The 26,597-nt window shown below is 34.2% G+C and carries 36 protein-coding genes; 19 read left to right on the top strand and 17 right to left on the bottom strand.

The genetic code is table 11. From position 1 onward, the window contains the following. From AACZ49_RS18105 to AACZ49_RS18095, 3 genes are all read left to right on the top strand, one after another. Positions 1-285: hypothetical protein (locus AACZ49_RS18105; RefSeq protein WP_339657631.1), on the top strand; the 285-nt coding region annotated here is incomplete at its 5' end. A gap of 200 nt (positions 286-485) precedes the next feature. After that, on the top strand, positions 486-782 hold the full coding sequence (locus AACZ49_RS18100) for a type II toxin-antitoxin system HigB family toxin (RefSeq protein WP_339657629.1): 297 nt from the start codon (positions 486-488) through the stop codon (positions 780-782). 3 nt (positions 783-785) lie between these two features. Then, positions 786-1,148, top strand: a complete 363-nt coding sequence (locus AACZ49_RS18095) for a helix-turn-helix domain-containing protein (RefSeq protein ID WP_339657627.1) — start codon at positions 786-788, stop codon at positions 1,146-1,148. Positions 1,149-1,184: 36 nt separating this feature from the next. Here the strand turns inward: AACZ49_RS18095 and AACZ49_RS18090 are convergent, their stop codons facing one another. After that, on the bottom strand, positions 1,185-2,591 hold the full coding sequence (locus tag AACZ49_RS18090; protein ID WP_339657625.1) for an amidohydrolase family protein: 1,407 nt from the start codon (positions 2,589-2,591) through the stop codon (positions 1,185-1,187). A gap of 155 nt (positions 2,592-2,746) precedes the next feature. Here AACZ49_RS18090 and AACZ49_RS18085 point away from each other — a divergent pair, with 155 nt between their 5' ends. The 6 genes from AACZ49_RS18085 (at position 2,747) to AACZ49_RS18060 (ending at position 4,581) form a co-directional block, all read left to right on the top strand. Beyond that, positions 2,747-2,956, top strand: coding sequence for a hypothetical protein (locus AACZ49_RS18085; RefSeq protein WP_339657623.1), 210 nt, complete (start codon positions 2,747-2,749; stop codon positions 2,954-2,956). Between the two features lie 7 nt (positions 2,957-2,963). Next, positions 2,964-3,269 (top strand): hypothetical protein, encoded by a 306-nt coding sequence (locus AACZ49_RS18080; protein ID WP_339657621.1) that lies wholly within the window; start codon positions 2,964-2,966, stop codon positions 3,267-3,269. 19 nt (positions 3,270-3,288) lie between these two features. Continuing rightward, a complete protein-coding gene (locus tag AACZ49_RS18075; protein WP_339657619.1) occupies positions 3,289-3,717 on the top strand; it encodes a hypothetical protein in 429 nt (142 codons plus the stop codon). An 82-nt stretch (positions 3,718-3,799) separates the two neighbouring features. Continuing rightward, entirely contained in the window at positions 3,800-4,024 is a 225-nt protein-coding gene (locus AACZ49_RS18070; RefSeq protein ID WP_286814479.1) for a type II toxin-antitoxin system ParD family antitoxin, read from the top strand. Continuing rightward, positions 4,021-4,317 carry a type II toxin-antitoxin system RelE/ParE family toxin gene (locus AACZ49_RS18065; RefSeq protein WP_339657616.1) on the top strand — a complete coding sequence of 99 codons (297 nt, stop codon included), beginning with the start codon at positions 4,021-4,023 and terminating at the stop codon, positions 4,315-4,317. Before AACZ49_RS18070 ends, AACZ49_RS18065 begins: the two co-directional genes overlap by 4 nt. A gap of 60 nt (positions 4,318-4,377) precedes the next feature. Continuing rightward, positions 4,378-4,581 (top strand): MbcA/ParS/Xre antitoxin family protein, encoded by a 204-nt coding sequence (locus AACZ49_RS18060; protein ID WP_339657614.1) that lies wholly within the window; start codon positions 4,378-4,380, stop codon positions 4,579-4,581. A 60-nt stretch (positions 4,582-4,641) separates the two neighbouring features. Here AACZ49_RS18060 and AACZ49_RS18055 read toward each other — a convergent pair whose 3' ends face one another. Together AACZ49_RS18055 and AACZ49_RS18050 are read right to left on the bottom strand one after the other, a co-directional pair. Continuing rightward, a complete protein-coding gene (locus AACZ49_RS18055; protein WP_116772530.1) occupies positions 4,642-5,070 on the bottom strand; it encodes a hypothetical protein in 429 nt (142 codons plus the stop codon). A 24-nt stretch (positions 5,071-5,094) separates the two neighbouring features. Beyond that, positions 5,095-5,448 carry a hypothetical protein gene (locus AACZ49_RS18050; protein WP_339657612.1) on the bottom strand — a complete coding sequence of 118 codons (354 nt, stop codon included), beginning with the start codon at positions 5,446-5,448 and terminating at the stop codon, positions 5,095-5,097. 140 nt (positions 5,449-5,588) lie between these two features. Between AACZ49_RS18050 and AACZ49_RS18045 the strand changes: the two genes are divergently transcribed. The 6 genes from AACZ49_RS18045 to AACZ49_RS18020 all read left to right on the top strand — a co-directional run bounded on the left by AACZ49_RS18045 (position 5,589) and on the right by AACZ49_RS18020 (position 10,756). Further along, positions 5,589-5,906 carry a hypothetical protein gene (locus AACZ49_RS18045; RefSeq protein WP_116772532.1) on the top strand — a complete coding sequence of 106 codons (318 nt, stop codon included), beginning with the start codon at positions 5,589-5,591 and terminating at the stop codon, positions 5,904-5,906. 20 nt (positions 5,907-5,926) lie between these two features. After that, positions 5,927-6,337 carry a lipocalin family protein gene (locus AACZ49_RS18040; RefSeq protein ID WP_339657607.1) on the top strand — a complete coding sequence of 137 codons (411 nt, stop codon included), beginning with the start codon at positions 5,927-5,929 and terminating at the stop codon, positions 6,335-6,337. Positions 6,338-6,900: 563 nt separating this feature from the next. Continuing rightward, on the top strand, positions 6,901-7,242 hold the full coding sequence (locus tag AACZ49_RS18035) for a hypothetical protein (RefSeq protein ID WP_339657605.1): 342 nt from the start codon (positions 6,901-6,903) through the stop codon (positions 7,240-7,242). 69 nt (positions 7,243-7,311) lie between these two features. Next, positions 7,312-8,091, top strand: a complete 780-nt coding sequence (locus tag AACZ49_RS18030) for a GLPGLI family protein (protein ID WP_339657604.1) — start codon at positions 7,312-7,314, stop codon at positions 8,089-8,091. Further along, the gene (locus AACZ49_RS18025) at positions 8,073-8,360 is read left to right on the top strand and encodes a carboxypeptidase-like regulatory domain-containing protein (protein ID WP_339657602.1); all 288 of its coding nucleotides are present in this window, start codon (positions 8,073-8,075) and stop codon (positions 8,358-8,360) included. Before AACZ49_RS18030 ends, AACZ49_RS18025 begins: the two co-directional genes overlap by 19 nt. A gap of 218 nt (positions 8,361-8,578) precedes the next feature. Then, positions 8,579-10,756 carry a TonB-dependent receptor gene (locus AACZ49_RS18020; RefSeq protein WP_339657600.1) on the top strand — a complete coding sequence of 726 codons (2,178 nt, stop codon included), beginning with the start codon at positions 8,579-8,581 and terminating at the stop codon, positions 10,754-10,756. A gap of 234 nt (positions 10,757-10,990) precedes the next feature. Here the strand turns inward: AACZ49_RS18020 and AACZ49_RS18015 are convergent, their stop codons facing one another. From AACZ49_RS18015 to AACZ49_RS17975, 9 genes are all read right to left on the bottom strand, one after another. Next, the gene (locus AACZ49_RS18015) at positions 10,991-11,353 is read right to left on the bottom strand and encodes a hypothetical protein (RefSeq protein ID WP_339657598.1); all 363 of its coding nucleotides are present in this window, start codon (positions 11,351-11,353) and stop codon (positions 10,991-10,993) included. 58 nt (positions 11,354-11,411) lie between these two features. Then, positions 11,412-12,251, bottom strand: coding sequence for a DUF4138 domain-containing protein (locus AACZ49_RS18010; RefSeq protein WP_339657596.1), 840 nt, complete (start codon positions 12,249-12,251; stop codon positions 11,412-11,414). A gap of 12 nt (positions 12,252-12,263) precedes the next feature. After that, entirely contained in the window at positions 12,264-13,199 is a 936-nt protein-coding gene (gene traM, locus AACZ49_RS18005) for a conjugative transposon protein TraM (protein WP_339657594.1), read from the bottom strand. Positions 13,200-13,319: 120 nt separating this feature from the next. Then, on the bottom strand, positions 13,320-13,934 hold the full coding sequence (locus AACZ49_RS18000) for a conjugal transfer protein TraK (protein WP_339657592.1): 615 nt from the start codon (positions 13,932-13,934) through the stop codon (positions 13,320-13,322). A gap of 20 nt (positions 13,935-13,954) precedes the next feature. Beyond that, positions 13,955-14,797: a hypothetical protein gene (locus AACZ49_RS17995; protein WP_339657590.1), complete on the bottom strand. Its 843-nt coding sequence runs from the start codon at positions 14,795-14,797 to the stop codon at positions 13,955-13,957. A 3-nt stretch (positions 14,798-14,800) separates the two neighbouring features. After that, the gene (locus tag AACZ49_RS17990) at positions 14,801-15,388 is read right to left on the bottom strand and encodes a conjugal transfer protein (RefSeq protein WP_339657588.1); all 588 of its coding nucleotides are present in this window, start codon (positions 15,386-15,388) and stop codon (positions 14,801-14,803) included. Between the two features lie 4 nt (positions 15,389-15,392). Next, entirely contained in the window at positions 15,393-17,795 is a 2,403-nt protein-coding gene (locus tag AACZ49_RS17985) for a TraG family conjugative transposon ATPase (protein ID WP_339657586.1), read from the bottom strand. Beyond that, the gene (locus AACZ49_RS17980) at positions 17,782-18,066 is read right to left on the bottom strand and encodes a hypothetical protein (RefSeq protein WP_339657584.1); all 285 of its coding nucleotides are present in this window, start codon (positions 18,064-18,066) and stop codon (positions 17,782-17,784) included. Before AACZ49_RS17980 ends, AACZ49_RS17985 begins: the two co-directional genes overlap by 14 nt. 31 nt (positions 18,067-18,097) lie before the next feature. Then, a complete protein-coding gene (locus tag AACZ49_RS17975; protein ID WP_339629188.1) occupies positions 18,098-18,385 on the bottom strand; it encodes a hypothetical protein in 288 nt (95 codons plus the stop codon). 189 nt (positions 18,386-18,574) lie between these two features. Between AACZ49_RS17975 and AACZ49_RS17970 the strand changes: the two genes are divergently transcribed. After that, on the top strand, positions 18,575-19,207 hold the full coding sequence (locus AACZ49_RS17970) for an N-acetylmuramoyl-L-alanine amidase (protein WP_339657582.1): 633 nt from the start codon (positions 18,575-18,577) through the stop codon (positions 19,205-19,207). A gap of 103 nt (positions 19,208-19,310) precedes the next feature. On the opposite strand, the gene AACZ49_RS17965 is transcribed toward AACZ49_RS17970, so the two are convergent. The 4 genes from AACZ49_RS17965 to AACZ49_RS17950 all read right to left on the bottom strand — a co-directional run bounded on the left by AACZ49_RS17965 (position 19,311) and on the right by AACZ49_RS17950 (position 22,118). Next, entirely contained in the window at positions 19,311-19,973 is a 663-nt protein-coding gene (locus tag AACZ49_RS17965; RefSeq protein ID WP_339657580.1) for an ATPase, read from the bottom strand. Further along, a complete protein-coding gene (locus tag AACZ49_RS17960) occupies positions 19,957-20,709 on the bottom strand; it encodes a hypothetical protein (protein ID WP_339657578.1) in 753 nt (250 codons plus the stop codon). Before AACZ49_RS17960 ends, AACZ49_RS17965 begins: the two co-directional genes overlap by 17 nt. A 3-nt stretch (positions 20,710-20,712) precedes the next feature. Beyond that, the gene (locus tag AACZ49_RS17955; RefSeq protein WP_339657576.1) at positions 20,713-20,997 is read right to left on the bottom strand and encodes a helix-turn-helix domain-containing protein; all 285 of its coding nucleotides are present in this window, start codon (positions 20,995-20,997) and stop codon (positions 20,713-20,715) included. Positions 20,998-21,278: 281 nt separating this feature from the next. Continuing rightward, entirely contained in the window at positions 21,279-22,118 is an 840-nt protein-coding gene (locus AACZ49_RS17950) for an RteC domain-containing protein (protein WP_339657574.1), read from the bottom strand. A gap of 277 nt (positions 22,119-22,395) precedes the next feature. Here AACZ49_RS17950 and AACZ49_RS17945 point away from each other — a divergent pair, with 277 nt between their 5' ends. The 3 genes from AACZ49_RS17945 (at position 22,396) to AACZ49_RS17935 (ending at position 24,974) form a co-directional block, all read left to right on the top strand. Beyond that, positions 22,396-22,629, top strand: a complete 234-nt coding sequence (locus AACZ49_RS17945) for a cysteine peptidase family C39 domain-containing protein (RefSeq protein ID WP_339657572.1) — start codon at positions 22,396-22,398, stop codon at positions 22,627-22,629. A 75-nt stretch (positions 22,630-22,704) separates the two neighbouring features. After that, positions 22,705-24,435 (top strand): hypothetical protein, encoded by a 1,731-nt coding sequence (locus tag AACZ49_RS17940; RefSeq protein ID WP_339657570.1) that lies wholly within the window; start codon positions 22,705-22,707, stop codon positions 24,433-24,435. 26 nt (positions 24,436-24,461) lie between these two features. After that, a complete protein-coding gene (locus AACZ49_RS17935) occupies positions 24,462-24,974 on the top strand; it encodes a prolyl oligopeptidase family serine peptidase (RefSeq protein WP_339657633.1) in 513 nt (170 codons plus the stop codon). Between the two features lie 142 nt (positions 24,975-25,116). Here AACZ49_RS17935 and AACZ49_RS17930 read toward each other — a convergent pair whose 3' ends face one another. Then, complete coding sequence (locus AACZ49_RS17930; RefSeq protein ID WP_339629175.1) at positions 25,117-26,331, bottom strand: site-specific integrase; 1,215 nt, start codon at positions 26,329-26,331, stop codon at positions 25,117-25,119. Positions 26,332-26,597 lie beyond the last annotated feature (266 nt).

Here is a 26,597-nt window from a genome sequence, read left to right as displayed (position 1 = left end):
TGTATAAGAGTGGTCGAAAAATGCACAGTAATTATTATCAATTTACAGACCAAATCTATGAACGTGACATACTGGATTTGCAAAACATGGCGGGGTAAAACTGCACACAACAATGCTAAACGTAATGCGGACTTAAGAGCAAAACCGAAAGGTCTGTGTATATTTATAAAGTCGCTAAATCTTTGGGATTTAGCTTTGGAACAAAAAAATAAAACTAAACCAAAAGCTTTAGCTTCGTGCGCAGCCGGAAACAAAAATGTTTCCTTACTACCGCACTACGCTTAGCCGCAACGTTGGCAAACATTTGAACGAAATGCAGTATTATATATTTATCATTGATGATTCTGGAGCAATTGAGGAAATTGATTATAAAAAAATCGATGAAAAAAAATGAGTTATAATCATTAATTTATTTACATTAATTGTATTTTAATTACATATTATGTAAATTTTTTAATACATTTGTGTAGATTACAAATCGCCCTATGAGAATTATATCATTTCGTAAACTTAGAGAGTATTTCGATAAAGAAACAAATGCAAAAGTAGGATTACAGGACTGGTATAAAAAAGCAGCAAAAAGTGATTGGACGAATTTTTCCGATTTAAAGAACACCTTTAATTCTGCGGATAATGTTGGCAATGGTAGAATTGTCTTTAATATAAAAGGTAATCATTACAGGGTTATCGCTATTGTACGATTTAAGTTTAAATTAGTTCTAATTCGTTGGGTCGGTAATCACAAGGATTATGATAAATTAAAGAATATAGATAAATTATAAGTCATGGAGTACATTGAACACCAAACGTATATAAACGCTAATCTTCGCTTGGAAGAACTTATTGATGTTGTTACGGACGACACACCCGATAATGACCCTTTAGCAATGGAATTTTTAAATCTAACAAAGATTATTGAAAACTATGAAGCTATACATTTCCCTATGGGATTGCCTACTTTAAAAGAGGTTATTGAATTACGTATGTTTGAAATGAAGCTAAATCAAAAAAAGTTAGCAGCCCTTTTAGAAACTACTTCTTCAAGAATAAGTGAGTATTTAGGAGGAAAAAGAGAAATGCCATTAGAAGTTGCTAAAAAGCTGCATGTTAAATTAAATATTGATAGTGATATTATTTTACAATCTTAAAAGTCTAAATAAAGGATAACTATTAATCGATTAGGATTAAAACGGATTTTTGGCTTTTGTGGCATTGATTTTAGCCTCCTCCAAAAGTTCATCCAGTTTGTTCCTGTCCAAATAACGTCCTCTTAGAAAAACCGAGCTGATTCGCTCTGTATTGGTTATATTCTCCAATGGATTTCCGTCCAACAATATCAGACTAGCTTTTTTACCGACCTCTACTGTACCAAATTCGTCTTCCTTGCCCATAAACAGAGCTGGATTGTAAGTTGCGCATTTTAATGTTGCTGCATTGGTTAGGCCCGCTTTGACCATTAATTGCATTTCATCATGTAAACTGAAGCCTGGAAAACAATATGGATTGGGGTAGTCCGTACCTACGATCATCTTCACACCAGCTTTTTCTAATGCCTTAATGAAAGATAATTGTAGCTGGAATTTTTTACGCCCAATCTCAAAATATTCTGTTTTGTTATTTTTAAACCGAAAGTCATTTACCGGATTCCACCTTTCCCGAATAAATTCTGGTATATAGGCTAACCTTGGGTCTTTTATTAGATCAGGGTCATCCAAATTTGCTGTGTTCCTTAAAACGATTAAAGTCGGAGACAACCAAGTTTCGCTTTTTGCCAAGTAATTTGCTAATGAATCAAGCAAAGCAGGTTCAAATGAATCCAACAGCGTGTTTGTCCATTTAATATTAAACCTTTCTTTCAATGGAGCGCTCAATATTTTATCGTTTGTACTGCAACCCTCCAGAATACCATCGAGATGTTCTATACTTTGCTGCCCAGCAGCCACAGCATCCCAAATGCTTATTGAAATAGGGACATGGCCAGCAAAGGGTATGTTTCGTTCCTTACTTCTTTCTGCGATGGCAATGTATGCCTCTCTAGTCAACAGGCTATAGACCTTTATGAAATCAACCCCTTCAAATACCTGTTGGTCCACTTCGTCCTTTGCCATTTCAGCATCTTTCACGCCCGAGGAATTAGGCCAGAATGGTGGGTCTCCATCAATGATGGCCCCGGCCGAGTAAATATCCGGGGCGATTAGATCGTCGACCAATACCCGTTTTCGCACTTCCTTTATCCGGTCCATTACTCCCCACATTTCCCGTACACCGGTCACGCCATTCGCCACTAGCATTGGCGATGAGAACTTAAAGTTCCAATTAAAATGTGTGTGCATATCCCATAATCCGGGAATTAGATATTTTCCCTTACCGTCTATTACTAGAGCCGAATTGGACGGAACAATCTCTTTTTCCTCGTAAATGGCTACTATCTTTTCTCCTTGAATGGCCACATGTTTTGCAGGTAGCAGAACACCGTTTTCTACATCAACTATGTTTACATTCTTTAAAAGAATATTTGTTTCCGAGATGACATTTTCCTCGCAACCACTTAAAAAAAAGACCGAAATAAGTATCAGAAAAATGTTTTTCATGAGCCGATTGTTCTCAGTTTGAATGGAACTTTTAAGCCATACAATAGAAATATGAATCATGAAGGTATTAAATTATGTGAGGATTGTATTAAATTGTTCTTTCTAACATCTTCTTATCTTTAATGTCAAAGTTCAAATAAAGGTAACAATACAATATGGAGAAGTACAAAGTAGAAATAAAGACAGAATTAGGCCAAGGGCAACTAACAGGAATAGAGTTATTGACCGCATTTGTGTTTGCCGATTCAGAGGAAATTGCAAAAGATATGGCTGATAAAATTATGACTAATTATACGGATAGTAGTAACGTATTTAAGCATTTACCCTTGTATACAACAATTGGAATTAAAACAACCAAAGTTTAAACAAAGAATGATTAACAACTTCGATGATCAGGTTCAAAGAAATTTATTGGGAAAACAATTAGAGAAAGAAGGCCAGATAGTCAAGGCTATGTCTCTTTATGAAGCAAATGTTTCAGAGAATTTCGAAGGGAGTTTTCCTTATAGAAGATTGGCTATTTTATATCGTAAAAGAAAATTACCTTCCGAAGAGATTAGAATTCTTGAGAAAGCCATTTCTATATTCAGCGTTTTAAATTCACTAAATAGGAATGATGTTGAGCCAAAATTATATGAGTTCCAAGAAAGGTTAAATAGAATAAATGACAAAAAATAAAGTTTAAATAAAGGATACTATGAAAAATGTTTTAACTAAATCTGTGTTTGGCGTGTTACTTTTCTTTCTTAGTTGTGAAAGCTATGCGCAAAGTAATTCAGATAAAGGAATAATTCTAAATGGACTTTATCATTTGGAGTTAGTAGATGATGTCGATGACTTTCGGGATACCTATGTTTATGTATTCGAGGGTAATAAACAATATATATTTTATCCTCAATCTGAAAACGCTATAGGTTATGAAGCCCCAGGATACTATTACATAAGTAATGACGGTAAATTTTATAGTTGCGGAATTGATGCACCACTAGATCAAAAGTGTAAAAGTGGAAATCCTAAATATATAGTGGTAAGTATGGAACATACCGTTGATCAGTTCAATGCCAAAATACATCAATTAAAACTGAAAAGTTATAATAGAATATTTACATTAACAAAGTACGAATAAAGGATAGATTAAACCTTAATATTATGTCCAAATATATCTTATTTGGACATTTTTTATTAATTTAGTAGTAAATGATTTAAGCATGAATGTTAGTTTCACTAAAAAACAGGAAGAATATATAAATGCGCAGGTTGCTTCAGGCGAGTATCAGAACAATAGCGAAGTGATACGAGATGCCTTAAGGTTGCACGGTATTTATAGAGAAAAAGTTATTCGGGATCTAAGGAAGGAAATTGAAAAAGGATGGGATGGCCCAGACAGTAATTTGTCAATGAGCCAGATAATAGCATCCAAGAAAATTTCATGAAATACCTATATGTTCTTTCAGAAGAAACTAAATCCGATATAGATGAAATCTATGAATTCGGTGAAGGTAAGTTCGGGCAGGACCAAGCCATTAAATATTTAGTAGGACTTGAAGAGCACTTTGATAAGTTGAGTGCTAATTATCACATAGGTCGGGCACGGAATGACATCAAAAAAGGTCTATATAGTCTTCCTTACATTTCACATATCATCTTTTACCGAATTTTAAAAGACCGAATAAGAATTGTAAGAGTTTTATATGGAGGGAGAGATATTATTAGATTTCTAGACTAAAGCTCTAATGAAGGATAAGTTAGGACACCACGTCGTTAATCATAACCATCAAATTAAAGAATGCAAAACTTAAAGAAAGAACAAATTCGATTAAAACAATACGGCGAATCAGTTTTCGAGGATAAATCTAACTTTGAAAAGTGGTTAAAGACAAAGTCAAAAGCCTTGGGCGGGATAACCCCTGAATCACTTTTAAAGAGTGTAAGAGGCATACAAAAGGTAATGTATGCTTTAGGAAGAATTGAACACGGTATCATGGCTTAAAGTTCAAATAAAGCAAGAGTTAGGACACCATGTCGTAATTCGTAAAGTTCAAATAAACGATTATCTTATTTTGCTGTAGTTGTATCCTGGGCCATCACATGGCACGGAACCGCCATTAGAAATAGATTTTTCATTTGGGATTACATAATATTCAATCAATGAATTATTACAATTTTCAATTAATCCATCATTATTGACATAGGTGAATTTGAAAAATTTTTGTCCGTCATCTTCTCGCATAAATAGTTCAAAATCCCCTGTTGAAGATATAGTACTATCCGAATAGACCCTCTCCTTGAAAAACGTACTATCCTTTTGAATTATTATCATTTCATTGAAATCTAAATCTTGAGCCAATATTGTTTGACCGGATAAGCCACCATATATAGATTCAAGTTTATAAACCGTAAAACCAATTGGAGTTTCAATACCACTTTTTTCACATGAAATATGGGCCAGAAGAAATAGTAAAAGCAAAATGTATTTCATGATTCTTAAATTTTAAGTATTTATTTATTCCGTCAGCCTTATTTCGATTATTTCAAAAAAATCTGCACATATATCCTCTGTATCGAAAGATTCATAAATATAGCCACTGAAGACTACCTGTATTCCTTCTACCTTGAAATCATCGTTTAGATTACAAGGAAAGAAAGAGCCAACTGGGTTATTACTAACTTTTTCATTTGGAATTATTATAAAATTTTCTGAACATTGTTGTGAAATAGTGCCTTCTATATTATTTATTGTGGCCAATATTTTTCTATTATCTTCTTGAAAACAACCAGGCTTGCTATCATCATTAGAGCAGCCTGAAAAAATAGCCGTAATTATAAATAGTAAGCTGAGCATTCTAAAAATTTTCATTAACCGTTTTATTTTAAGATGAGATTTCTGCCCATTAGTTGCGTTGAATAGTAAGATAAAACCTTCTTGCGATTTTTCTTATATTCATGTTATTAATAAAACACTAACAGCTAAGTTTAAGTCCAAATAAAGGATACGATATGGATGTGAAATTTGATGTAGTTAGGATTGGGGAGAGACGAAAGAACCATTTGTCTGAAATTCTTCTTGAAGAGAATACCATTATGTTGAAGAATACTTTAGTCGATTTTCTTTTTGATTTAAAAAATTCTGACGGGAAGAACAGTGAGCAAGTCACAATTGTAGTACCAGCAAAAGGATATAATCCAAAAATTAGACTACAAGACTTTAGAGACAAAAGAGTAAGAGATCTGGTGAAAATAAAATTTTCAGGGTTTATTTATAAAGGTTCAGATGATTCCTTCTTAATCAACATTAATAATCGAGTATTTAGGTAACCCTATAGTTCAAATAAAGGATGAAAAAAATATTGGTAGTTGCTTTAAGTGCTTTTCTTTTTATTGCCTGTGAAAAGGAGACTGAAATCCCTTTGGAGGTTGACGCAGATGTTGTTGGATGGTGGGTTTTACATTCAATTATAATTGATGATGTTGAACAAGATCTTAATAGATGTCAAGCGGAAACCTATTTACTATTGGATGCAGATGAACGAGTAATAAATTACATAGTTAATGTTGATTCGCAATTTGGTTGTTTTCCAAACGATGGTGGTAATGGCTGGTATGTAGTTAGTGGTAATGAAATTACTATTAACTACGATGAAGGAAACGCATATAATGAAACTGATACATATACATTTGAATTAAAGGATGATAAGTTGTTTTTACATATATCAAATAATGAAATCTATATTTATAAAAGGAAATAGGTAAAACGATTAAAGTATAAATAAACGATACTTGAAGTAACCAAAAAATATTTTTTAAGAATTCTTAATGTATTCATCCGTTCTTTTTGTGAGAATTTAAAATTATCTAGATGTCAAAATGGCTTGAAAATCAAGTATTTCCCACACTTTGTTTAACATAAAATATAATTAAAAACTATCAATCAGTCATTTATAATCCAATATTTCAAAATTCTGTATACATTATAAATTATTTGGGGTAACATTTTAAATTATCAGTCACAAAATGCCCTATTGCGTGAATAATGTATAAAAATACTAGAATGTTCCACGTTATTGTAACTTGAGCTTTGGTTAAAAGGGAAAGTCGATTCTATATTTTATTGAAAAAATTCTTCTCCAAAAATTCTTTAAAATGGTAAAGGAACACTTTTTTATCTGCCCGAAAGGGTAGAGGAATGGGTATGGAATAATGTTAATTATGCATTATTTTCTTACAGACTATAAAAATAAACTACGAATTAAGTAAGATAAAAGTTAATTATTAGTAATTTTAAGGTATTAATAATAAAAAACCAATTATAATGAGAAAAATCCTATTTGTTTCTTTGTTTCTAATTGCAGGGAATGTTTTTGGAAACACAGTTAAGCCTTCTGAGAAAATTATATCTGTAGAAGAGAATAATTTGACCATATTTGCCGAATCAACGCTTAATAGAACGATTTCTGATTTGGATATCTGGTATAATTATCCAAATTATAATTATACAATTGAATTTCTTTCATGTTCATGGAATATTTCAGTTTATAATGGCAATGGAGAATTAGTTGCGGCTTCAGTTGGTAGTGCAGAAGTAAGTTCAACAGGTGCATGTGACAATCTTGTTAGGGCAATTGAAGATGCGCTAATCAATGGAATTCAATAACATCTAAGTTTATTAATTTATTTGAGGTCATTTTATTATTTTTAAGATGACCTTTTTTATTAAGCAGTCATGAGAACGATTTTGGTTTTTATAATATCTTGTATTATTACAATACCCTCTTTTAGTCAGGACATCTATATAATTGATTACGATATAATTCTGAATACAGAACGCCCTTTGAAAAAAACTGGAAAACTTATTTTTGACTCCCAAAATGGCAGATCAATTTTTGTTGAGAGTAGTCCCCTTAAAAAAAGTAAAATCATTAAAAAGGAGTCAATTGAGTCTGGAAATGAAATTGAACTTAATATAGCGGAAGATAATCCGCAATTTAATTTTATCAACTTCGCCAAAGACACTCTTATTAGTGCAGAAATGATGGCATTCAATATATACAATATTGCAGAAACGCTCCCAAAAATTAAGTGGGAGATAACGGATAACGAAAAAAAAATAGGCAAACATAGCGTATTACTTGCCAAGACATTTTTTAGGGGCAGGCATTATGAAGCTTGGTTTGCCCTAGATTATCCAATACGCACAGGGCCTTGGAAATTACATGGTTTGCCTGGACTAATTCTTGAGGCTTATGATGAAAGTAAACGTTACATGTGGGTTGCTAAGGAAATAAAATCAAATCAACAGAGTGAAAATTTCAATGGATATTTTGAGCTTACTGTCAATAAAAACAAGACAATTAATATCAAAACTTATGCTGAAAAAAGATATAACAATTCTATCAGTTCTATGATACAAGCTCGCTTGCCTAGAGAAGTGAAAGTAGAAGACAGGTTAATAAACACCAGGAATGGTAAAGAAATATTATTTGAATGGGAAATTCAAGATTAGCACGGAATGACCGCGTCTTTAAATTTTTAGTGACCTTCCTTTTTTCATTCCAACTTGTTGGTCAAATTCCTCTATCAGGAACGGTTTTAGATGATGAAAGAAAACCAATTCAAAATGTTTCTGTTATCGCTAAAGGATTACAAACAGAATCCATTATTTCATATGGATTTACAAATCATAGGGGTGAATTTTCTATATCAATTGATATGCCCTCTGATGTGGTAATTGAGTTTTCTTTCATAGGTTTTAAAAAAAAAAAATTCTTTTAAAGAATGATTTAACAAACTTATCGTTACTTGATAATGTCATACTGGCAAAAGAAGAAATTATTTTAGAAGAAGTTATTTTAGAAGGGACAATTCCGATAAAAATAAAGGGAGACACCATAGTTTTTCGTGTTTCAGCCTTCTCAGATAACAATGAAAAAAATATTGAGGAACTAATAGATAAATTACCGGGGTTAGTTGTTGGACAAGATGGATCAATAATGTTAGGCAACCAAGAAATTCAGAAATTAATGGTGGACGGCGATGATCTTTTTGATAAAGGTTATAAAATATTGTCGAAAAACATGCCGGCATATCCAATTGAAGAAGTTGAAGTCATCAAGAACTACTCCAACAATCCATTATTAAAAGGTGTGGAAGAAAGCAATAAAGTAGCCATAAACCTAAAATTGAATGAAAACTCCAAAAGGGTTTGGTTTGGGAATGCGGAAACTAATGTTGGCAATGATAGTTTTTATCAATTCAAGGGAAATTTGATGAACTTTGGCAATAAGAATAAGTATTATTTTTTAACCAATTTAAATAATATTGGCTATGATGCCACTGGGGATATTGAGAATTTAGTTAGACCAATTCGAATTAAGGAACCTGCTAGTATTGGAGACAACCAAAGTTCAAATTCACTAGTAAGCCTATCGCCAAACAGATTGAGTTTTAAACAAAGTAGAACAAATTTCAATAATGCAGGATTGGTATCTCTCAACGCTATTTTTAATCCAATTGAGAAACTAAAAATCAAAACACTTGGCTTTTTCAATTTAGACGAAACGGACTTTTTTAGAAATAGCATTGACATTGTAGATGTCAGCGATACAAACTTTAACAATACAGAAGATTACGAATTAAGAAACAAACAAACGATAGCCTTTGGTAAATTAGATATTATCTACAATATCTCAAAAACCAAAATGCTAAAGGCCATTACAAAATACAATAATGGCGATTTCGATGATGGTTCCAGTCTGGTCTTCAATGAAAATTCAACCTTAGAAAACCTTCAACGTCAAAACACGCTTTTAGACCAAAAAATAAACTATACAAATAAATTCAAGGATAAGAAAGTATTCTTGCTAACAGGACGTTTTATTGATGAAAAGACACCGCAGTACTATAGGCTTAATAACTTTTTATATCAAGATTTATTTCCTGAAAATGTAGATGCGAATAACGTTTCACAATTCAGCGAAAACCAAATGCAATTTGCAGGTATCAATGTTCATTTGTTAGACCGTAAGGAGAACGGACATTTACTGGAATTGCAATTAGGCAACGAGTTCAGAAAAGATAAATTATGGACAAAATTTTCACTCTTAGAAGATGACACGGTTTTAGAGCAACCGATTAGATACCAAAATCAGACCATTTATCAAGTGAATGATTTGTTCTTAAAAAGCAAATACCGCTTAAAAATTCAGGATTATGGATTAATTGGTAATTTGAACTTCCACCAGCTTTTTAATTTGTTAGAGAACAATGGAAATATTTCCTCACAAAATCCTTTTTTTATAAATCTGGGTATTGGCTTTGATATGAAGATAAACGAAAAGAACAAGATTATATCATCCTATTCATATAACACCACAAATGCAAAAATCTTGGATGTTTACAGCGATTTTGCATTAACTGGTTTTCGGTCATTTGCAAAAGGTAGAGGAGATTTTAACCAATTGGACGCATCCAGTGTTATTTTCAATTACCAACTTGGTAATTGGAGTGATAGGTTTTTTGCCAACACATTTATTCTATACAACAAAAACCACGATTTCATTTCGACTAACACTTTATTAACCCAAAACTTTACTCAAACCGAAAAAATATTAGTACAAAATAGAGCCTTTACAAATGTTACTTCAAAACTTGATTATTATTTTAAGTTCATTTTATCTAACTTAAAACTGGATTTGGGCTACACGAAAAGCGAATTTAAAAACATAGTCAACAATTCTGACCTTCGTGAAGTGACATCAATCAATTACTTTTATGGTTTGGAGTTACGTTCAGGTTTTAAAGGTATTTTTAACTATAACATTGGTACGAAGTGGACAGCTACTAAAATTCAAACTACTATTAATAATTCATTTACTGATAATATAAGTTTCTTGGATTTGTCCTTTGTGTTTAATAATAAGTTTGATTTTCAATTACATTCGGAACGTTATTATTTTGGGAATTTGCAAAACGACAATACTTATTATTTTTTGGATTTTGAAACCCGATACAAGCTCAATGAAAACAAACTGACTTTAGGAGTTACGGGTAAAAACCTTTTTAATACGGAAAGGTTTAGGAATTTTTCAGCTAGTGATATTGGTACATCTACAACCGAATATAGACTATTGCCAAGGTTTGTGCTTTTAAAGGCGGAATATAGATTTTGAAACTTATTGAAACATACAAAATGCAGAAGAATTTGATGGCAAGAAGAAAATACTGGCCGGCGTTGGCATGAATTTGTTGGCTTTTGAGTACAACCAGATATGCGGGTTCGCACAAAGCTTGGGGATTTATTGACAGGTGAGGATTCGGCATTGAACAGAGCTTTAGAACATTTGATAGAGCAGTATAGTTGATGGTAGTAATAAAAAAACCAAAGTTCAATAAAACGATACATTTCAAATACTCGAATCACACTTTTGCCTTGATAAAAGTCTAAGTTTATTGAAGTACCTTTCCCAAAGCTCAGTTTCATTTTTTAGATGGTTTGATGGATTCGTGGCATCATCATATAAAAATACTTTTTTGATGATATTGTTTTCATCCATCTGAATAGCGGTAGGGTCATCAGCTAAACCCATTAAAAATCTATCGGAAAATTTCCCATAATTGGTATGGATAAATTCTTCCTGACCAATATGTTCAAAAGGGTCGTTATTTCCTAAAGGTTTATATTCTCTATTGAATGCGGCCCAATGCCCGTTGCGGTCTCGCTTAATGCCATAGGGCAGATTAATTCTAAAAAAATTGTTCAGTGCCATTATTTAAAAGTTTAAGGATTTTATGTTCTAGTTTTATTCCAGTCATTTAAGGTTCCCATTAATCAGGATTATTGATAAACCGATGTGGTATCTTCAGTTCAACGGATCGCTCCCCGTTTTCTTCGTACAGTTCCATAACCACCCTCCGGTCGTTTGAAAGCGAGAATTTGGGCAGGACATAAACAAAACGCACCGTTTCGTTTTTTAGAATTTTTGAAGGCAGGTTGTAGGTGTAAAGTGGTTCTTGAAACAACCGTTGTGCCGATTTCTTTTTCCCTTTTTGTCGGGTCTCGATAGAAAGATCCAAGAAATTCACATCATAGTCCAAGGTGGAATTGTTCCTGATCTCTAGAACAAAGTAAAGGGCCGCCTTATCAAAGACGATACGTTCCACGCTTAATACAATCCCCTCGTTCCGTCTTTTAAGGATACTGTTTTGTGGCTTTCGTTTTAAAAGGGCGCTGCAGAATTTTCGGTAGTCGTATTTTGTCTTAACGATATCAAGGGATTGGGAACGAACCGAATCTTGTACTATAGGTCTTTCGTTACCGATGCTGTTGGTCAAGGGAATAAAGTAATTGAGTTTTGACAGCTGTTTTTTATAGCGGAGGATATAGGAAAAAACAGATCCGTCTCCATTGATGACCAATAGATTGCTTTCTACCCCAGGTGTGGCCTGTAGCAGTCCGAAATACTGTTCTTTTTCACGATTGTAGGTAAAGACAAAATTATCTGCGCCAGTAACCCCTTGCCGTATGGGTTCTGGGAAGAATAGTGCCACATTCTTGGTGTCATTGGCATAAATGGTGTCAAGGAGTTGATTTGTGGTCTGTGCCGAGCAATGTGGAGGTGCAAAGGCGAAAATAATAAGCGTCGAAATAAGAATATACTTTTTCATAAGAGTGAATAATTAGTGCCGATTATCGGCTTTTAGAATTAATTTGTAATTGTTCAATACCGTTACTTTTACGTTCCGATTGCCGCGTCTAAGCACTTGCGTAATTCCGCCTACCTGCGGAACAGACGGTATATTAATGTCTCCTATAATGTCGTCCAGTAGTTCTGTGGTGGCTTCCGCTCTAAAATTGTTCTCTATATAAATACCTTCGCTACCATCTTGTAAATCGAATGCTTTGAGCTTTGTAGGATGATGATTGATATTTTCGATTTCAATGAGTGCTCGATTTGGTTTAAAACTAATAAACCCAAAAACTGTTGCATTCTTTGGCATTAGCTTGCCATTGATAGTTTCCGATTTAGTAAGGCGCATTCTTAATCTAGTATTTGCCGTTACGATTTGGTCGCCATCGACTACTGCATAGATACTTTCATCTGTGTTACCAATACTAGAAAATGTATTAGGTTTAGGCGAAGCTGCAAAGAATAGTTGATGTTCCAGACCCAATTCTTTGGTTTCAATTTTTTGTTCTCGCCTTATTTCAGCAGAATCAATTTGCTCGATATTATTTTGAGTAACTTTCTTTTGTCCAAGGTTTCGGTACTTCTTTTCGGAGTATTTGATTTTTCCAGCATCATAAATACTATCTACAATACGTTCTTTTTCCCGTTCCGGAAGGTCTGGGTCGTAAAAGCCCAAGGAATCAATCAGTTTTTCATCATAAATGCTAGGTGCGTTATTCTCACGCACTTCTTTCAAATCATTTATGGCATCCAATCTAGAATCATATTTCTTTTGATTTTCTTCTAAATCGGGTATCAGGGTCTGTTCAAGGTTTTCATTTTCACTTTCATCATCGCCCATTACCATCACGGAATATGAAATCAGGAATATGAAAATCACAGCCAATACTGCTGCAAATACTATTTTATTTTTTTCTATTTTCATCTGTGGATATTTATCTGTTTTTCAAAGGTCATATGTAATTCGCTTATCAACTTTTCGATACGTTTCTAAAACCGTTTAAGCTCATTTCATAAGATTTACTTTTTAATGTCGATTATCGACTCAATTTTCATCATTTAGTTTTTTTAAAGTGTTCTCGAAGTAATCGGTAATCAATAATCCGTGCGGATTATTAGGGAAGTTGCGATCAACCATTATAAGGTTTCCCGTGGAAATCAATTCGTAGGTGTCGATTATAGTACCTCGATTAATTTCAAATATGGTGGTAGTGGTGAAGCTATATGAATCATTGTTTTCCGTTATCCTCGAATCGATACTCAAAACTTTTTGAACCAATGAATACTGTAATAAGCGGTTGTAAACACCAACTGCCTTTTTCTGGCGATATAGATTATCAATTGTACTATTGCCCAACCAAAGGGCTTTTTCCAAGTTTCGTTCATAGTTGCTGGCATCAATGTTATAGAAGTAGTTGTGGAACAGTTCTAAATGTGACAAAGCTTCAACCCTAAAATTCTCTTTTTGGGTAACGAGCTTTAGAGGAATAATGCTACCATCAGTATTAATGGCAAATGCACTATTGAGTGCATTTTTATTGGTAGTGAACGTCATCCAAACGGAAAAAGTGCTGGATAACAATGCACAGATAATGACTGCTAAAACGATGAATCGATTTAATTTTAGGACATTATAAATATTTTTATAGGGTGTTTTCATAGTTGCATTTTTAATCTGCCTTAGGCAGTAAATAATCTGAGTGTGAAAGATGTGGCACGTCTATAGAGCTTGAATTTTAGGAAGACAATAAAACCTACCGAACCTAATTGTACAACTGGTGCAAAAAAGCCTTGCCCCACATCTGTTCCAAACAGATTCGTCCAGAAATTTGTGTTTATTTCTGTGTATAGTGCGTTTACAAACACATTGACCAAAAAGAATGCAGGTACCAACATATAAACAGCTGCGTACAATTTGAAAAATGTATAGGCGAGTGACCGGAATTTTTCAAAAACTGCTAGACTTATAACCAATGGAAAAAAGGCTTGCATTATGCCCAATAAAAAATAGCGTTCTGCAAGAAATAGGGGGTAGATGAATAAATCTAAAATCCAAAGAAATAGACTAATAATGAAGGCAAATATTTTAAAACCGTAAAGTGGTGTTATTAAGGCTTCATATAGGAGCGTCATTGCTGCTTGTGCTACTTCAATTATACTTACGTCTTCTTCAATGGGAATGTCCTGCATCTGCAAGGGCAACAACGCTGGTGCCGTGCCGCGATATTGTGCTTCTATGGAAACCAGTATACTATCAAAGAAGCCTAGTGCTTGCGTCGAAAAAATGACTAGAATTACAATAGCAAAATTCTTGGCCAATTCCCCTGGACTTAATCCCCAAGTGTAGCCATCTTTATCAGCGATACCTTCATTATACTTTTTAAGGATATTGACCAGGAAGAACAATACAGCAAGCGTTTTCATTCCAGTAATGGTATACTGTGAAAAACTGCTGTTCTGTATGGTCTGGAAAACAATATCAATATATTCCAGTCCGATTCCTAAAAGAATGGTCGCTGTCATTTTTTAATAATTTGTTTCGCGGTTATTGATTTTATCCTGCATTTTTCTGAAGGAAATAACATCCTTATATCGTCTAGTCTTAGTTTTGATGTTGGATACCATTTCCTTTGATTCCAGTTCTTTTTCTTTTAGAATTTCCGCACGTTCGGAATCAGTCATTTTGAGATAATCACTCGAAAGAATTTCGTCAATAAAATCCATTGTATCCAAGGAATTCTCGACAATAGCAGTAAAGGATTCAGAAACTCTTGAAACTTCATCTGGTTTTATATATGGGCTATCGAGGATGTCTCTTAAATCATTTTGCATCATTTGGATAAGACGTTGATTGTTGCGTCCTATTTCACGGACAGCTTTTAATTGCCTAACCACATTATTGACTTTTTCAATGTTCTCTTTTTGTGTTTTTAAGAACTGTACGGTCTTTATGATGTTAGCGGTTTGCTTTCCTGATTCTATTAGTTGTTTTACCAAGCTTATAAAATTGGTATTGTCATAAGTAGGCATTCCCTGGGCGGTAGCACCGCTAGGCAATAGAAGGGAGGTCGTAAGAATTAACCCGAACATGATTGTTTTAATTTTTGTCTTCATACTATTATGTTTTAGATGTGAATTGAATTATTGCTTTTTCCATATCCTGATGCTCATCGTAGAGCTTCATTATGGCCTCGTTTTCTTGTCCATCGGTCAAGTATGCTGCATACACTTCCTTCGGAACTTCAAGGCGAAAAATATTACTTTCCTTTCCTATCTTGATGAACATTTCGGTGTACTTCCGTGGTCCCGAAAGATTATTCTTAATAGATTTCAATTGATTTAAATCGTGGCTAGACAGGTTGAGCCTTTTAACCAATTCATCATATCCCTTTTCGTTGTTCAGACTGTAAATGACCTGTGTGTTTTCTAATATGCTGGCAGAAGTCGAATTATTAGGAAGCTGATTGATGGATTGCAGAATAATCCCAATTGCTCCGTTCTGTTTACGTATGGCTTGGTAATAGAATTCTACGCTTTCCAATACGTTTTCAAACTTCAGTTGCTTTGCAAACTCATCGAAAAGGATAATGCCTTTTTCAGCACGGTTCTTCCAAATAGTTCTTTGGATGGCTGACTTTATCAGCTTCAACATCACGGACAGAATTTCCTTATTATCCTTCACTTCATCGAGTTCAAAAACAATCAATCGTTTGTCTTCAATTTTATAGGTTTGGTCTTCGCTGACTTCGAACAGAAAACTATATAGACCATCGCCGACGTATTCTGACATTACGTGCAAAAAACTCGTGACATTGAAATAGTCGGGATGGATTTTTAGGTTATCAAGAAGATCCTCTTGATTCCTTTCTATAAAGCTGTAGAAGCCTTCCAAAGAATGATTGTCGAAAGTGCTATCGTAATAGTGCCGAAGTATTTTCTTGACGGAAACCGATTGTGCCTTGGTCACTTTTAAATCCGAAGCAAACAGCTCAAAGAGAAATACGGATAAATCTTCAAGACGTTCCGGTGTCAGGTCATTTACATCGCTGATGTAAAATGGATTAATACCTAAGTTCTTTCCGCTTTCATAACGAAGTACGGTATATTGTTCAGGATAAAGCTTGGCAAATTTGGTGTATGAACCACCCAAATCGATAATGACCAAGCGAACGCCACTTTCGAAATACTGGCGCAAAATGTTATTGGCCAAAAAAGATTTGCCCTCACCGGTTGGTGCGAAAATGGCAAAATTTCGTGCTTTTATACGTTTCTTCCGTTCGTCCCAAACATCTTTTAAAACTGGAATATTGTTTTCACGGTCATTAAAGATGATGCCGGTAGTATCCGATTTGTAATTGGTGTTATTGATAAACAAGCAAAGTGCGTGTTTTAAATCGGTAACGTATAAATCGTAATTCGAGAAATTTGAAGAGAAGCAGCAGTAACTATTCAATATATAATTCTTGCGTTCTTCGCCTCTAGGGTAATAGGGTATAATATCTAGCTCTTTAAATACAGTCTTTATTTTAGAAGTAATCTTTTCTAGCTCTCGGGCTTCCCGAGACCAATAGACAATATTGAGATGACCTCGGACAATCCGAGCATTATCGTCTGCATTGATTTGGTCGAGAATGTGTTGAATTTTTCCAAGCACCACTTTATTCTGTGAACCGAAATTGGAACTCTTGTTCAATTCCTCGATTTTCTTATCAAGCAGCTTTCGCCACTTTTGTTTGTCGTCTAGATATAGAATCTGATTAACAATATGGTTTTCTTTAAGCGTAAGCCCTAGACCATCAATGAACCCTTGATGAAACACAAAATCGTCAGATGTGAATTTCTCATTGGTCTTGCTACTCTGTACACTTTCGCCAAAGCACAGTTCGCTATTGATGGCAAGGGCATCAAAATGGTTTTCGCCAATAGTGACGCTTTTTTTATCCAGTATAATGTCGGTGTCGAAGCCTTCGTTGAATCCATTGAAATATCCATTAGTGAGTTGATGAATCTCTTCCGCTTTAGACGGAAGGAATGCCATTTTTCGACTATTGTTTATAAAGGAAACCGAATCGTTTACGGAGTTGGCGAAGCTTTTAATGTTATCATCCAATTCCTGAACGATACCTTTGGAAACCTTACGGAAGGGATTGACATATTTTGGATTGTTGAGCGCCTTATTTTTAGTCAAAATGAAGAACAAATAGCACTTGTGCTCAATATGACCGCGACCTTTGAAATGTTCATGTGTGGCTTTTTCTAAAAACGTTTTATTCGGAAGTTGTTCTGAAGAATAAGACTTCTTCAAGTAGATATCCTGTTTATGAACCACAGTTCCGACAGGCAAGGATTTCAAAGCTTGAAACCAGGCACCGTGCATATCCTCAAAATCGGATGCCGAAAGGGAATAGATTTCAGGTAGGTTACCTTCATAGCACAAGACCACATTGCCATTATTGGCAAACACGATATTGTCTTGAATATCTGCTATTGGTTGATATGCCGAAAGGTTAATCTTGTTCATAATCAAATCCGGAATTTCTTTTGTTACTTATGATTCTTGGGAAGGCCTTGGCCATCTGAAAAAGTTGTGGGTTTTGGTTGATTCTTGTTAATGCGATATATAATCCAGCATTGAAAATCAGTATGGCGATAATCAGTATAAAGCTGAAGGAGAATATGATGATCAACAGCGAGGCAAGAATGGAAACCATCATTAAAGCAAATAGAGAAATGGGCAGGCCAAATATGACTGCCCGCTTCCTAATATTTTTATAGACCTCGAATTTTTTCATAGTGCTTGGAAATTAAATCCCTCTTAGAGGGTTAGACTACGATTCCGATCAGGTAAGTAAAGATTCCAACGACAGCACCTGCAATAAGCACGAAGACAAGAACCCTGGTAATTCCTTTTTTTAGGTCTGCGTTTTCCCCAAAGAAGTGTCCTGCGTTAAATAGGAAACCTATAAGGAATATGACCCCTAAAATGATGGGGAAAATTGTTCTAATGGTATCAGAAACATCATTTACAGAATCTTCGATTCCACCAATTTGAGCAAAAAGCGAAGTGGAAAGAAGCGAAAGAAATGTTGCCAAATAGATTGATTTTTTCATAACAGAAAAGTTTAGATTTTTGATTCGTTTTCGTTGTTGGAAATTTACATATATTTGGTTATAATATATTGATAATCAAATATTTGTGAATAAAATATTATTTGTATTCAATTGAATTCAGATGCTATTATTTTGCATCAAATTCTATGAAATTTTAAGTCCAAGTTGTTAATAACCTGAAAAATAGAAATGAAAAAAGCACTCAAAAACGTCAATTTTGTCTTTTTGCTCCTGCAACTATGCATCGTTTTTGGTCAGGAAACTGCAACGCAAAAAAGAATACTAATTGACGTCGGACATGGAGGAAAAGATTCCGGTGCCATCGGAATAAATAAAATTCAAGAAAAAGATGTTGTACTCGATATTGCTTTGGAAATTTTGAGCTTAAACAAACAATCTAAAACGCCATTGGATATTTACTTGACGAGATATAGTGACACACTTATTTCGTTATCGGATAGAACCAAGTTGGCCAAGGTTCTAAAAGCTGATGTGTTTATCTCTTTACATTGCAATCATTCGGATAATCCAAATGCAAGAGGTATTGAAGTTTATGTGACTAATGTAAAATCACAATATTCTGAGAATGCCGCTTGGTTGGCTTTTGAGTTGCAAGCTTCCTTCAAAAAGCAGTTGGGATTTGAAAGCAGAGGTGTCAAATTTGCAAATTTTCAGGTGCTACGAGAAACTCTGGATTATTTTCCAGCAGTGCTTTTGGAATTGGGTTTTTTGAGTAATCGAGACGAAAATAATTATTTTTCAAATCGCTCTAATATACGATTGTCGGCATTGTCAATTTTACTAATTATTCAAAAGTATTGAAACTATGAAAGATATATTTGTAGAACTAACTAAAAGTCTTAAGGCTATAATTGAACATGTTATTTCAGAAGTGATTTTGTTATATAAATCTTTTCGAAGTTGATTACTTTCTTTTATCCCCAGCGCCATCATCAAAAGACACCAAATTGAACAATTCTCGCATTCGACTGCGTACACGGTTACCATAGCGTTCTTCCAGTTCCTCTGCATTAAGGTTTGTAGTGGCGTGCGTTTTAATTTTGTGTTTGGTTTGAAGATACAGTTCGTAACGCGATAAGAGGACTTCTCCCATCACATTAAGATCCTTACCATAAAATCTTCCAGTAGGCTCAATTCCTAAATCATCGAAACAGAAAAATTTAGTGTTCCCATAGTCTTCAATGGTTTTAAAACCGAGGTGGTTAAAACTGAAGGCAACGTTTCTACAAGGGATAATTTCGTAAGGCCTTTGCTGTGGAACGATATGTCGCAGTAATTTCATTAATGTAGTTTTTCCGCATCCTACTGGTCCAGAAAGTAGAATTCCCTTGTCAATATCAATTCCGTTATTTTCACAGTTTTCTTTGTCCTTAATGAAATAGTGGCAGAGCTTTCGAATAATAACCGTGTCTTCGTCATAGATTCTGAACTCTCTACCAAAAAGTAATTTCCCTTTCGCATTCAAATAAATTAGAATCTTATCGAAATCATAGAGAACGCTATTTCCATCAAACTCCCCAAGAGAATATTCCATTGCACCTTCGGTAATTTTAGAGGGGTTGTCCATAGTTTTTATTTTTAGTGGTTCGCAAGTTGTCCTTGATTCGGGACACTTGTTTTTTGTTTGGTTTGTTTTCCTCTTCAAATAATTCGGCTCTGTCCATCCAATTTGTTGCCAGGGCACGCCAATCTCGAATTTCATTTCCATTGCTTGTCTGCCAATTCCGGGTTTCATAATACTCGAAGTATTTTTTTCCTTCATCAGCATTAAAACCTTTTTCCATAAAAAAATTAATAACGGCCTGCCAGCCCTTTGGTTGTTTTATATTGTTTACTTGTTTGGTATTGTTTATAGTAGGTCCCAAAGTAAGTCCCCCAGTGGGACGGTACTGTTCCGCGACCTGTTCCAATATGGGATTGTACTGTCCCTTTATCGGTCCATTTTTGGGACGGTACCGTTCCTCCACCTGTTCCAATATGGGATTGTACCGTCCCATAGCAGGTTCATCACTTGTACCTATAATGGACATCTTGATCTTACTTCCTTTGTAAGGACTGTTGGAAGGAAAATAGGAAAGATATCCCCAAGAATCAAGATCGGTAACGCACCTGTGATAAGAGGATTTTGAGCCTATTTTTGACACAAGCATCAGATCCCTTCGGTTCACATAGAATTCATCCGCAAAGCGGCTACTGTTCCATTCCTGGAACAGCGCCATATACAAACTGATATGTGTGGGATTTAAACGATCATCCAAAAAGAACTTTTCAAAAGCCGCATTAAGTAGCTTTATATAGTTCATCGCTCAAGAATTTAGACCGTGTTGCACACGATTGGAATCCATTACATTTTGAATTTCCTCGGAATCGTAATATATGATTCCGCCAACCTTCGAGTAGGGCAGGGTACCATTGATTCGAAGATTCTGTAATGTACCAGGACTTACTTGAAGTAAGTCCATTACTTCGGATGATTTTAGATACTTCTTCAGTTTTCCTGTTGCTTGCTTCGCAAGAAGATTTTTAATGTCATCGAGCAATTCCATTTTGAAATCACGAAGATCGTCGGTAGTAATAATACTTGTCGGCATAATAGAAGGGTTTTAATAGAAAGGGGCTATCTGATTTTTAATTTTAGTTGATAGCCCCTGACTTGATTTGACTTTCGTTCCACAAAACTGAGAAGTCGTCACCGATATATTTCCATAGTTATGATAGAGGTGGGGAAGTTTTTTAGACATTTTTTTTGGCGATTTTTGGTTCATTTTATTCCCTACGCCACTGTCCGGACGCACCAAATATGCTCAATTATCATCCCCAAAGGCCCTAAAACAAAATCTCCCACCTTGGGATAGAGGTGGGAGATTTAGATTCAGTCATCCAAGGCCTCCATCCGCTGCTTGAGCATCTCGATAAGCTTGTTTAGAAACTTGGTCCTCCCGGTCTTTCTTGAGCGAATCTCGATAAAGGTGTGGTAGTAGTTCCCAAGGTCCACATTATAAAAATGTTCGAAGTGTGCCGCCAGTTCTTTGATGTCCAGAGTCCCACTATTTATCGTGTTACTGGAATGTAGGGCATAGATGAGCTCGATTAGGTCGGTCTTGCTCCCGGTCCAAAATAGTTTTGATGGTTTTTGCATAAGGATAGCTTCGGGGTTTTCTAGGAGATCGTTCAAATTGTCTACTTCGCCCTGTAGGTAAACGATAAGCATATCATAAGCTAATATGGTGGCTACGGTACTATCCTGACAGGTAGAGAATTCATTATCCGTCAAAAAATGAAAAGAGTCTGCAGGAAGTCTTATGTTTCTATTTCCCCTGACAAAATATTGTTCATCTAAGGAAATGGCACCGCGATGGTAGTAATTATAGAATTCTAGGTTATCATTAAAAAAGGACTGGAGTCTATCAATTTGGAATTTAAGATATTTGGTTTGGGCCTTATGATTACCTATAGGTCGTTTACACTCAATTTTGAATAACCTTACGTAATAAATAAGCTTACTGAAAATCTTTGGTTTGACATGTTTAAAAAAGTAGATTTCATCGGCTTGTGAATCAAATTTTTTGTGGATGATATTCTTTTGTAGTTTTTTGATACAATTTTCTACCAATTCAATACCTTTTTCTGCTCTATAGAGTATGTCCTTCCCATTATGCTCCAATGTTTCCAATTGGGTCTCAAATTCCGTTAGCAGCCTTAAGTATTCCATGATGATCAAAATTTATCATTTACCGTATATAATTCTAGACCTTTTTAATGTATGATTTTCTTCAATTTGGAGATAGGCACACTTGTCATATTGTTTGAAATGATATAGCAATATTATCATAATGTAACAGCCTTGCAATAATTCATGTTACGCATTTTATAAGATCATTTGCATTTTACGTATTGAGGAGTTAATCCCATATTTCATACCTTTTAAAGTAATATTTTGATAATTACATAACATTTTAACATTAATTTTTATGTTTAATTAGAATATTATGAAAAAATTTCCTAATTATAAACAACTGGATTCCTGGGATTGTGGCCCCACAAGCCTAAAAATTATAGCGCAACATTTTGGAAACAAAATCGATATTGAAAAAATAAGAAGGGAAATAGATTTTGAAAGAATTGGTGTTTCACTTAATTCTTTGGAACCGAATACGCTTACAGGTACTCGCTATAAAAGCGATGGTAAAAAATACCATAATCACATTTATAATTTTTTTTGAGGAGATTATTTTATTAAACGAATTAAGTCTCTTCCAACGCGTCATGTTCAATTTAAGAAAAACATTCCTGCAATAATGAGCAAAGTCTTGTATCATAGTAAATACGTTCAGCTGATTGTAATTCTCCTAATTTCCTGTGATTTAATTTCTCAGCAATTTCAGAATAACGATTGTGAAAGATTATTTGTGGAAATGATTTCATTGCCACTTTCTGAAAGAATTTATAAGTTGAACGATTTTGAAGGAACTTCCGAATGTGCGGAAAATGCTGCAAACCTATTATCTAAACAAGCCAAAATCGAAAGAGATAGTCTTACCTTATCCAAGGTTTATGCAATCATGGCTTATCGAACGAATCCTAAGTATAGTCTTTCTTACGCAGATTCTTTAATTAGTATTAGCAGTAAGCCAAGTGATTATTATTTTCTTGAAAAACATATTATAAAAGGATATGTATACTATTTCCTCGAAAATCCATTAGCCGCTTCCCATGAATTTGCAAAATCATACAATCTAGCAAAGGAATATGATGATTTTGATGTTGAGGCAAGGTCACAGATATGGATTGCCACAACTAAAGAAGCTCAAGGAGGAAGCGCCCAAGCTTTAGAAATTTATTTCAATACTCTAGAGGATATTGAAAATTGGAAAACAACTGACATCCAAACTAAATCGGAATTAAGATCATCGGTTTTACAAAGTATCATAGTGCTAGAATTAAATAGAAAAAATCCTGATAATGCTGAGTATTATTTGACCCAATTCAAAAATATTCTTCAATTGTTACCTAATGAATATCAAGAGCAAAAATCCCGCATGTGGGACGGAAAATTAGCGTATTTGAAAGAAGATTACAACACAGCTTATGACATTTTAAAAAGAGAACTAAATACGGCACACGGCTCGGAAAAATTGGATTTACTATTTACAATGGGAGAAATTCAAGGTAAAAAGAGTAATCACCTTTTAATGAAACAAAATTTTAACCGTTTCGATTCGGTTTCCGTGGCGTTCAATTTACCGCCAATACCGGAGAGCAAAAATGTATATCACTTTCTTTTGAATGAGGCTATAAAAAATAATAGTAAAGACAAGCAATTGGAATATTATGATAAACTCATCTCAATTGACAGTTTTCTAACTGCTAACAAAAATGCATCCGATTTAATTGAACTACCTGGGTATTCCATAAAGGATATCCAGAATGAGAGAGATAAGCTAATCAATAGGTCTAATAAAAAGGATTATGGTCTTATTTTTTTAGGGATAACCACATTTGTAATCATAGTATTACTTATATTTTATTTTAGAAAATATATTAATGCGCAAAAATCGTTGTCCGATTATTTGGATAATGGACCCATTGAAGTAAAAACTAGCTCGAAAGGAATAAAACCGTCTGGAAAATCTACCGCAAAAAAAATAGATAAGGAAATAGAAGCTTCTGTAAAGATTGCACTTCATAAACTTAATATTTGGGAAGCAAACAAGGGGTTTACGGATAAGGATATCGATATGAATATTTTAGCCAAAATATTTAAAACCAATAGGACCTACATATCAAAGGCAGTTAATGTATATAAGAATAAAAAATTCAGGGTATACATAACTGATTTAAGAATGGAGCATTTTGTTCAAACAACCAAAAAGGACTACGACTATAAGAACAAAAACCTTAATACAATTTTGGAGGAATTCGGTTTCAACTCAATCGACACTTTTAATCGTGCCCTCAAAGCTAAGCTCAACAATAACAATATTACACCTGCTATGTACATGAAAGAAATTATCAAACGCAATACGTAAAAGGTGTATTCTATCAAATAAAATAAATTTCATGGAAAGACCTTTTATCATGTTATCAATACTTAGAGGATTCTAGATATGTCAATACAGATAAACTAGGGGTGTATTTCGCTAGTGCTGGCGGTGTGACAGCCGCTATGGCGATTAATGAAAATATTGATATGTATAAAGCTGCCGTTGGTAAAGCTCCTATGTTGAACCCATTAAGATTAGGTTATCAACCGAATTTCAATGCAAGTGACAACGATTATGATTTTAGAACCAAATCTACCTTAGAGGGGTTTAAATCCCTTTTGAAACTTGACCCCATATTAAACCTGAAGAAAAATAGAAACTACCCCAATACGCATATAATAAGTGGAGGACAAGATGAATTGATGCCAATATATGATGGAGCAAAATATATAGCATTTTTACAAAGTCAGAAAATAAAAACGAATAATGCTTACCTACTGGACATTGTTAAAGATGAGGGACACAATTTATCTCCTTTGGAAACAACCAGGAAAGCACTGTTCTTTTTTAATAATGAGCTCTAGACATAATTTATACTTCCTATTCTTTAAAGGGAAAGAATGTTTTTCAGCCGTAAAAATTATTTAATTTTCAATTATGCCCTTGCATAAATTTGGATAGCAGCTAATTTCATTTGCCCTTAAGTTTTGAAACTTATGCCTTTTTTCAAAAGTTTAAAACACTGTCCAAGGCCAAATCTGCATCTCGATGAATAAAGTTTGATTGATAATTTAAAGTTGTTTTAAGGTCGCTATGTCTATACAGTTTTTGAAGCATTAAGGGGTGAATAGTATCACCAGCGATATTTCCAAAACTATGTCTAGCAATATGCATGGTGATTTTCTTAGTAATACCGGCTTTCTTACCTATCGATTTGAGGCAGTCATTAAATTTTTTATTGGCCGTTTTCAATTTATTGAAAACATCTTTGGCATTTTTTAAATCTGCTTTTTTTAACTCTGGAAAGATGAAGTCGTCTTCATTTTTTTTGTCTATGATATACTGTTCTAGAATTGGTATTATTTTTTCTGGAATTTTTAAGGATAATATTTTTGAGTTTTTACCCATTCTATAATGAAAGCGATTATCGTAGATATCTGACCAACGTGTTTTTAGAACGTCAGAAACTCGCATTCCTGCAAAATTGAAGCTGAAAAGCCATACATTTCTTGTGTGTATTTCTCGAAAAGTTAGGTCTTGGACCGATTCAATATTCTGTACTTCTAAAGTTGTGAGTCCAACCTTAGTAGTTTCCGGAAATTTGATTTTTATTTTATCGGAACCAAAGGGATAAAGTTCTTTATTTACTATTTTTTGTTTAACAGCCCTATTGTATAATAATCGAATTAATACAAGAATATTCATAATTGATGTTTCTGATAGGGAATGTTTTGATTTGAGATACACTATCAGTTTTTTCAGAAAGCGTTCATCGATTTCTTGAAAGGTAAGTTGTTTTGATTTGTGGAATTTAAAGATAAATCCAATCCAAGCTTTATCGCAAGAAAGCCGATTCAGTTTTTCAGCTAGTTTCAGATCGTCTAAATGTTCTTGGGAAATCTCAAAAAAGGTGAATTGGTTATTTGAACTAAAAATTTCCTTTTTTATTTGATTGGCGGAGGCATCCCTTTTTTCGGATTGCAGATGAATAAGTGCTTTGTTAGCTTCTGAAAGTTTTTGTGATAGTAGACTATTTAAACTATCCGAATTGTAATGTGATTTTTTTACACGAATATTCTTTTCATCCCAATCTTCTAACTCAATATAATGGCCGATATACTGATATGTCGATCGACGATTTTTTGTAATACGAATAGTAAGAGGGTATAAGCCTTCTTTATTAGGCTTTTTACGAAGAACGATTTTAGCATTTGATGACATAATTGACCTGTTTTGTTTGTGAAAGTCAAATCAGGTACAACATTTGGTCTAAAAGACGATATAAAGATACGTTTTTATTACCTTCTCTAGGTACAACATAGGTACAACAAATGATGAAATCAATTGATATTAGATGATATCAAAGAAAATGAAATATCACGTAATCAATTGAAAATGAATGACTTTTGTATTGATGGGTCAAATATACGCTAGACTTAGGATCTAGTGCCGCAAGGTGTGAGAGTTCGAGTCTCTCCGCCTGTACA

It is taken from the genome of uncultured Maribacter sp., assembly GCF_963975365.1.
Lineage (GTDB): Bacteria > Bacteroidota > Bacteroidia > Flavobacteriales > Flavobacteriaceae > Maribacter.
The sequence above is the reverse complement of the archived record's forward strand: the minus strand, read 5'-3'. Positions and strand labels throughout refer to the sequence as shown.

Coding starts and splice junctions, on each gene's coding strand:
- AACZ49_RS18100 (WP_339657629.1), top strand. CDS start 486: ATGAGAATTATATCATTTCGTAAACTTAGAGAGTATTTCGATAAAGAA.
- AACZ49_RS18095 (WP_339657627.1), top strand. CDS start 786: ATGGAGTACATTGAACACCAAACGTATATAAACGCTAATCTTCGCTTG.
- AACZ49_RS18090 (WP_339657625.1), bottom strand. CDS start 2,591: ATGAAAAACATTTTTCTGATACTTATTTCGGTCTTTTTTTTAAGTGGT.
- AACZ49_RS18085 (WP_339657623.1), top strand. CDS start 2,747: ATGGAGAAGTACAAAGTAGAAATAAAGACAGAATTAGGCCAAGGGCAA.
- AACZ49_RS18080 (WP_339657621.1), top strand. CDS start 2,964: ATGATTAACAACTTCGATGATCAGGTTCAAAGAAATTTATTGGGAAAA.
- AACZ49_RS18075 (WP_339657619.1), top strand. CDS start 3,289: ATGAAAAATGTTTTAACTAAATCTGTGTTTGGCGTGTTACTTTTCTTT.
- AACZ49_RS18070 (WP_286814479.1), top strand. CDS start 3,800: ATGAATGTTAGTTTCACTAAAAAACAGGAAGAATATATAAATGCGCAG.
- AACZ49_RS18065 (WP_339657616.1), top strand. CDS start 4,021: ATGAAATACCTATATGTTCTTTCAGAAGAAACTAAATCCGATATAGAT.
- AACZ49_RS18060 (WP_339657614.1), top strand. CDS start 4,378: ATGCAAAACTTAAAGAAAGAACAAATTCGATTAAAACAATACGGCGAA.
- AACZ49_RS18055 (WP_116772530.1), bottom strand. CDS start 5,070: ATGAAATACATTTTGCTTTTACTATTTCTTCTGGCCCATATTTCATGT.
- AACZ49_RS18050 (WP_339657612.1), bottom strand. CDS start 5,448: ATGAAAATTTTTAGAATGCTCAGCTTACTATTTATAATTACGGCTATT.
- AACZ49_RS18045 (WP_116772532.1), top strand. CDS start 5,589: ATGGATGTGAAATTTGATGTAGTTAGGATTGGGGAGAGACGAAAGAAC.
- AACZ49_RS18040 (WP_339657607.1), top strand. CDS start 5,927: ATGAAAAAAATATTGGTAGTTGCTTTAAGTGCTTTTCTTTTTATTGCC.
- AACZ49_RS18035 (WP_339657605.1), top strand. CDS start 6,901: ATGAGAAAAATCCTATTTGTTTCTTTGTTTCTAATTGCAGGGAATGTT.
- AACZ49_RS18030 (WP_339657604.1), top strand. CDS start 7,312: ATGAGAACGATTTTGGTTTTTATAATATCTTGTATTATTACAATACCC.
- AACZ49_RS18025 (WP_339657602.1), top strand. CDS start 8,073: ATGGGAAATTCAAGATTAGCACGGAATGACCGCGTCTTTAAATTTTTA.
- AACZ49_RS18020 (WP_339657600.1), top strand. CDS start 8,579: ATGTTAGGCAACCAAGAAATTCAGAAATTAATGGTGGACGGCGATGAT.
- AACZ49_RS18015 (WP_339657598.1), bottom strand. CDS start 11,353: ATGGCACTGAACAATTTTTTTAGAATTAATCTGCCCTATGGCATTAAG.
- AACZ49_RS18010 (WP_339657596.1), bottom strand. CDS start 12,251: ATGAAAAAGTATATTCTTATTTCGACGCTTATTATTTTCGCCTTTGCA.
- traM (WP_339657594.1), bottom strand. CDS start 13,199: ATGAAAATAGAAAAAAATAAAATAGTATTTGCAGCAGTATTGGCTGTG.
- AACZ49_RS18000 (WP_339657592.1), bottom strand. CDS start 13,934: ATGAAAACACCCTATAAAAATATTTATAATGTCCTAAAATTAAATCGA.
- AACZ49_RS17995 (WP_339657590.1), bottom strand. CDS start 14,797: ATGACAGCGACCATTCTTTTAGGAATCGGACTGGAATATATTGATATT.
- AACZ49_RS17990 (WP_339657588.1), bottom strand. CDS start 15,388: ATGAAGACAAAAATTAAAACAATCATGTTCGGGTTAATTCTTACGACC.
- AACZ49_RS17985 (WP_339657586.1), bottom strand. CDS start 17,795: ATGAACAAGATTAACCTTTCGGCATATCAACCAATAGCAGATATTCAA.
- AACZ49_RS17980 (WP_339657584.1), bottom strand. CDS start 18,066: ATGAAAAAATTCGAGGTCTATAAAAATATTAGGAAGCGGGCAGTCATA.
- AACZ49_RS17975 (WP_339629188.1), bottom strand. CDS start 18,385: ATGAAAAAATCAATCTATTTGGCAACATTTCTTTCGCTTCTTTCCACT.
- AACZ49_RS17970 (WP_339657582.1), top strand. CDS start 18,575: ATGAAAAAAGCACTCAAAAACGTCAATTTTGTCTTTTTGCTCCTGCAA.
- AACZ49_RS17965 (WP_339657580.1), bottom strand. CDS start 19,973: ATGGACAACCCCTCTAAAATTACCGAAGGTGCAATGGAATATTCTCTT.
- AACZ49_RS17960 (WP_339657578.1), bottom strand. CDS start 20,709: ATGAACTATATAAAGCTACTTAATGCGGCTTTTGAAAAGTTCTTTTTG.
- AACZ49_RS17955 (WP_339657576.1), bottom strand. CDS start 20,997: ATGCCGACAAGTATTATTACTACCGACGATCTTCGTGATTTCAAAATG.
- AACZ49_RS17950 (WP_339657574.1), bottom strand. CDS start 22,118: ATGGAATACTTAAGGCTGCTAACGGAATTTGAGACCCAATTGGAAACA.
- AACZ49_RS17945 (WP_339657572.1), top strand. CDS start 22,396: ATGAAAAAATTTCCTAATTATAAACAACTGGATTCCTGGGATTGTGGC.
- AACZ49_RS17940 (WP_339657570.1), top strand. CDS start 22,705: ATGAGCAAAGTCTTGTATCATAGTAAATACGTTCAGCTGATTGTAATT.
- AACZ49_RS17930 (WP_339629175.1), bottom strand. CDS start 26,331: ATGTCATCAAATGCTAAAATCGTTCTTCGTAAAAAGCCTAATAAAGAA.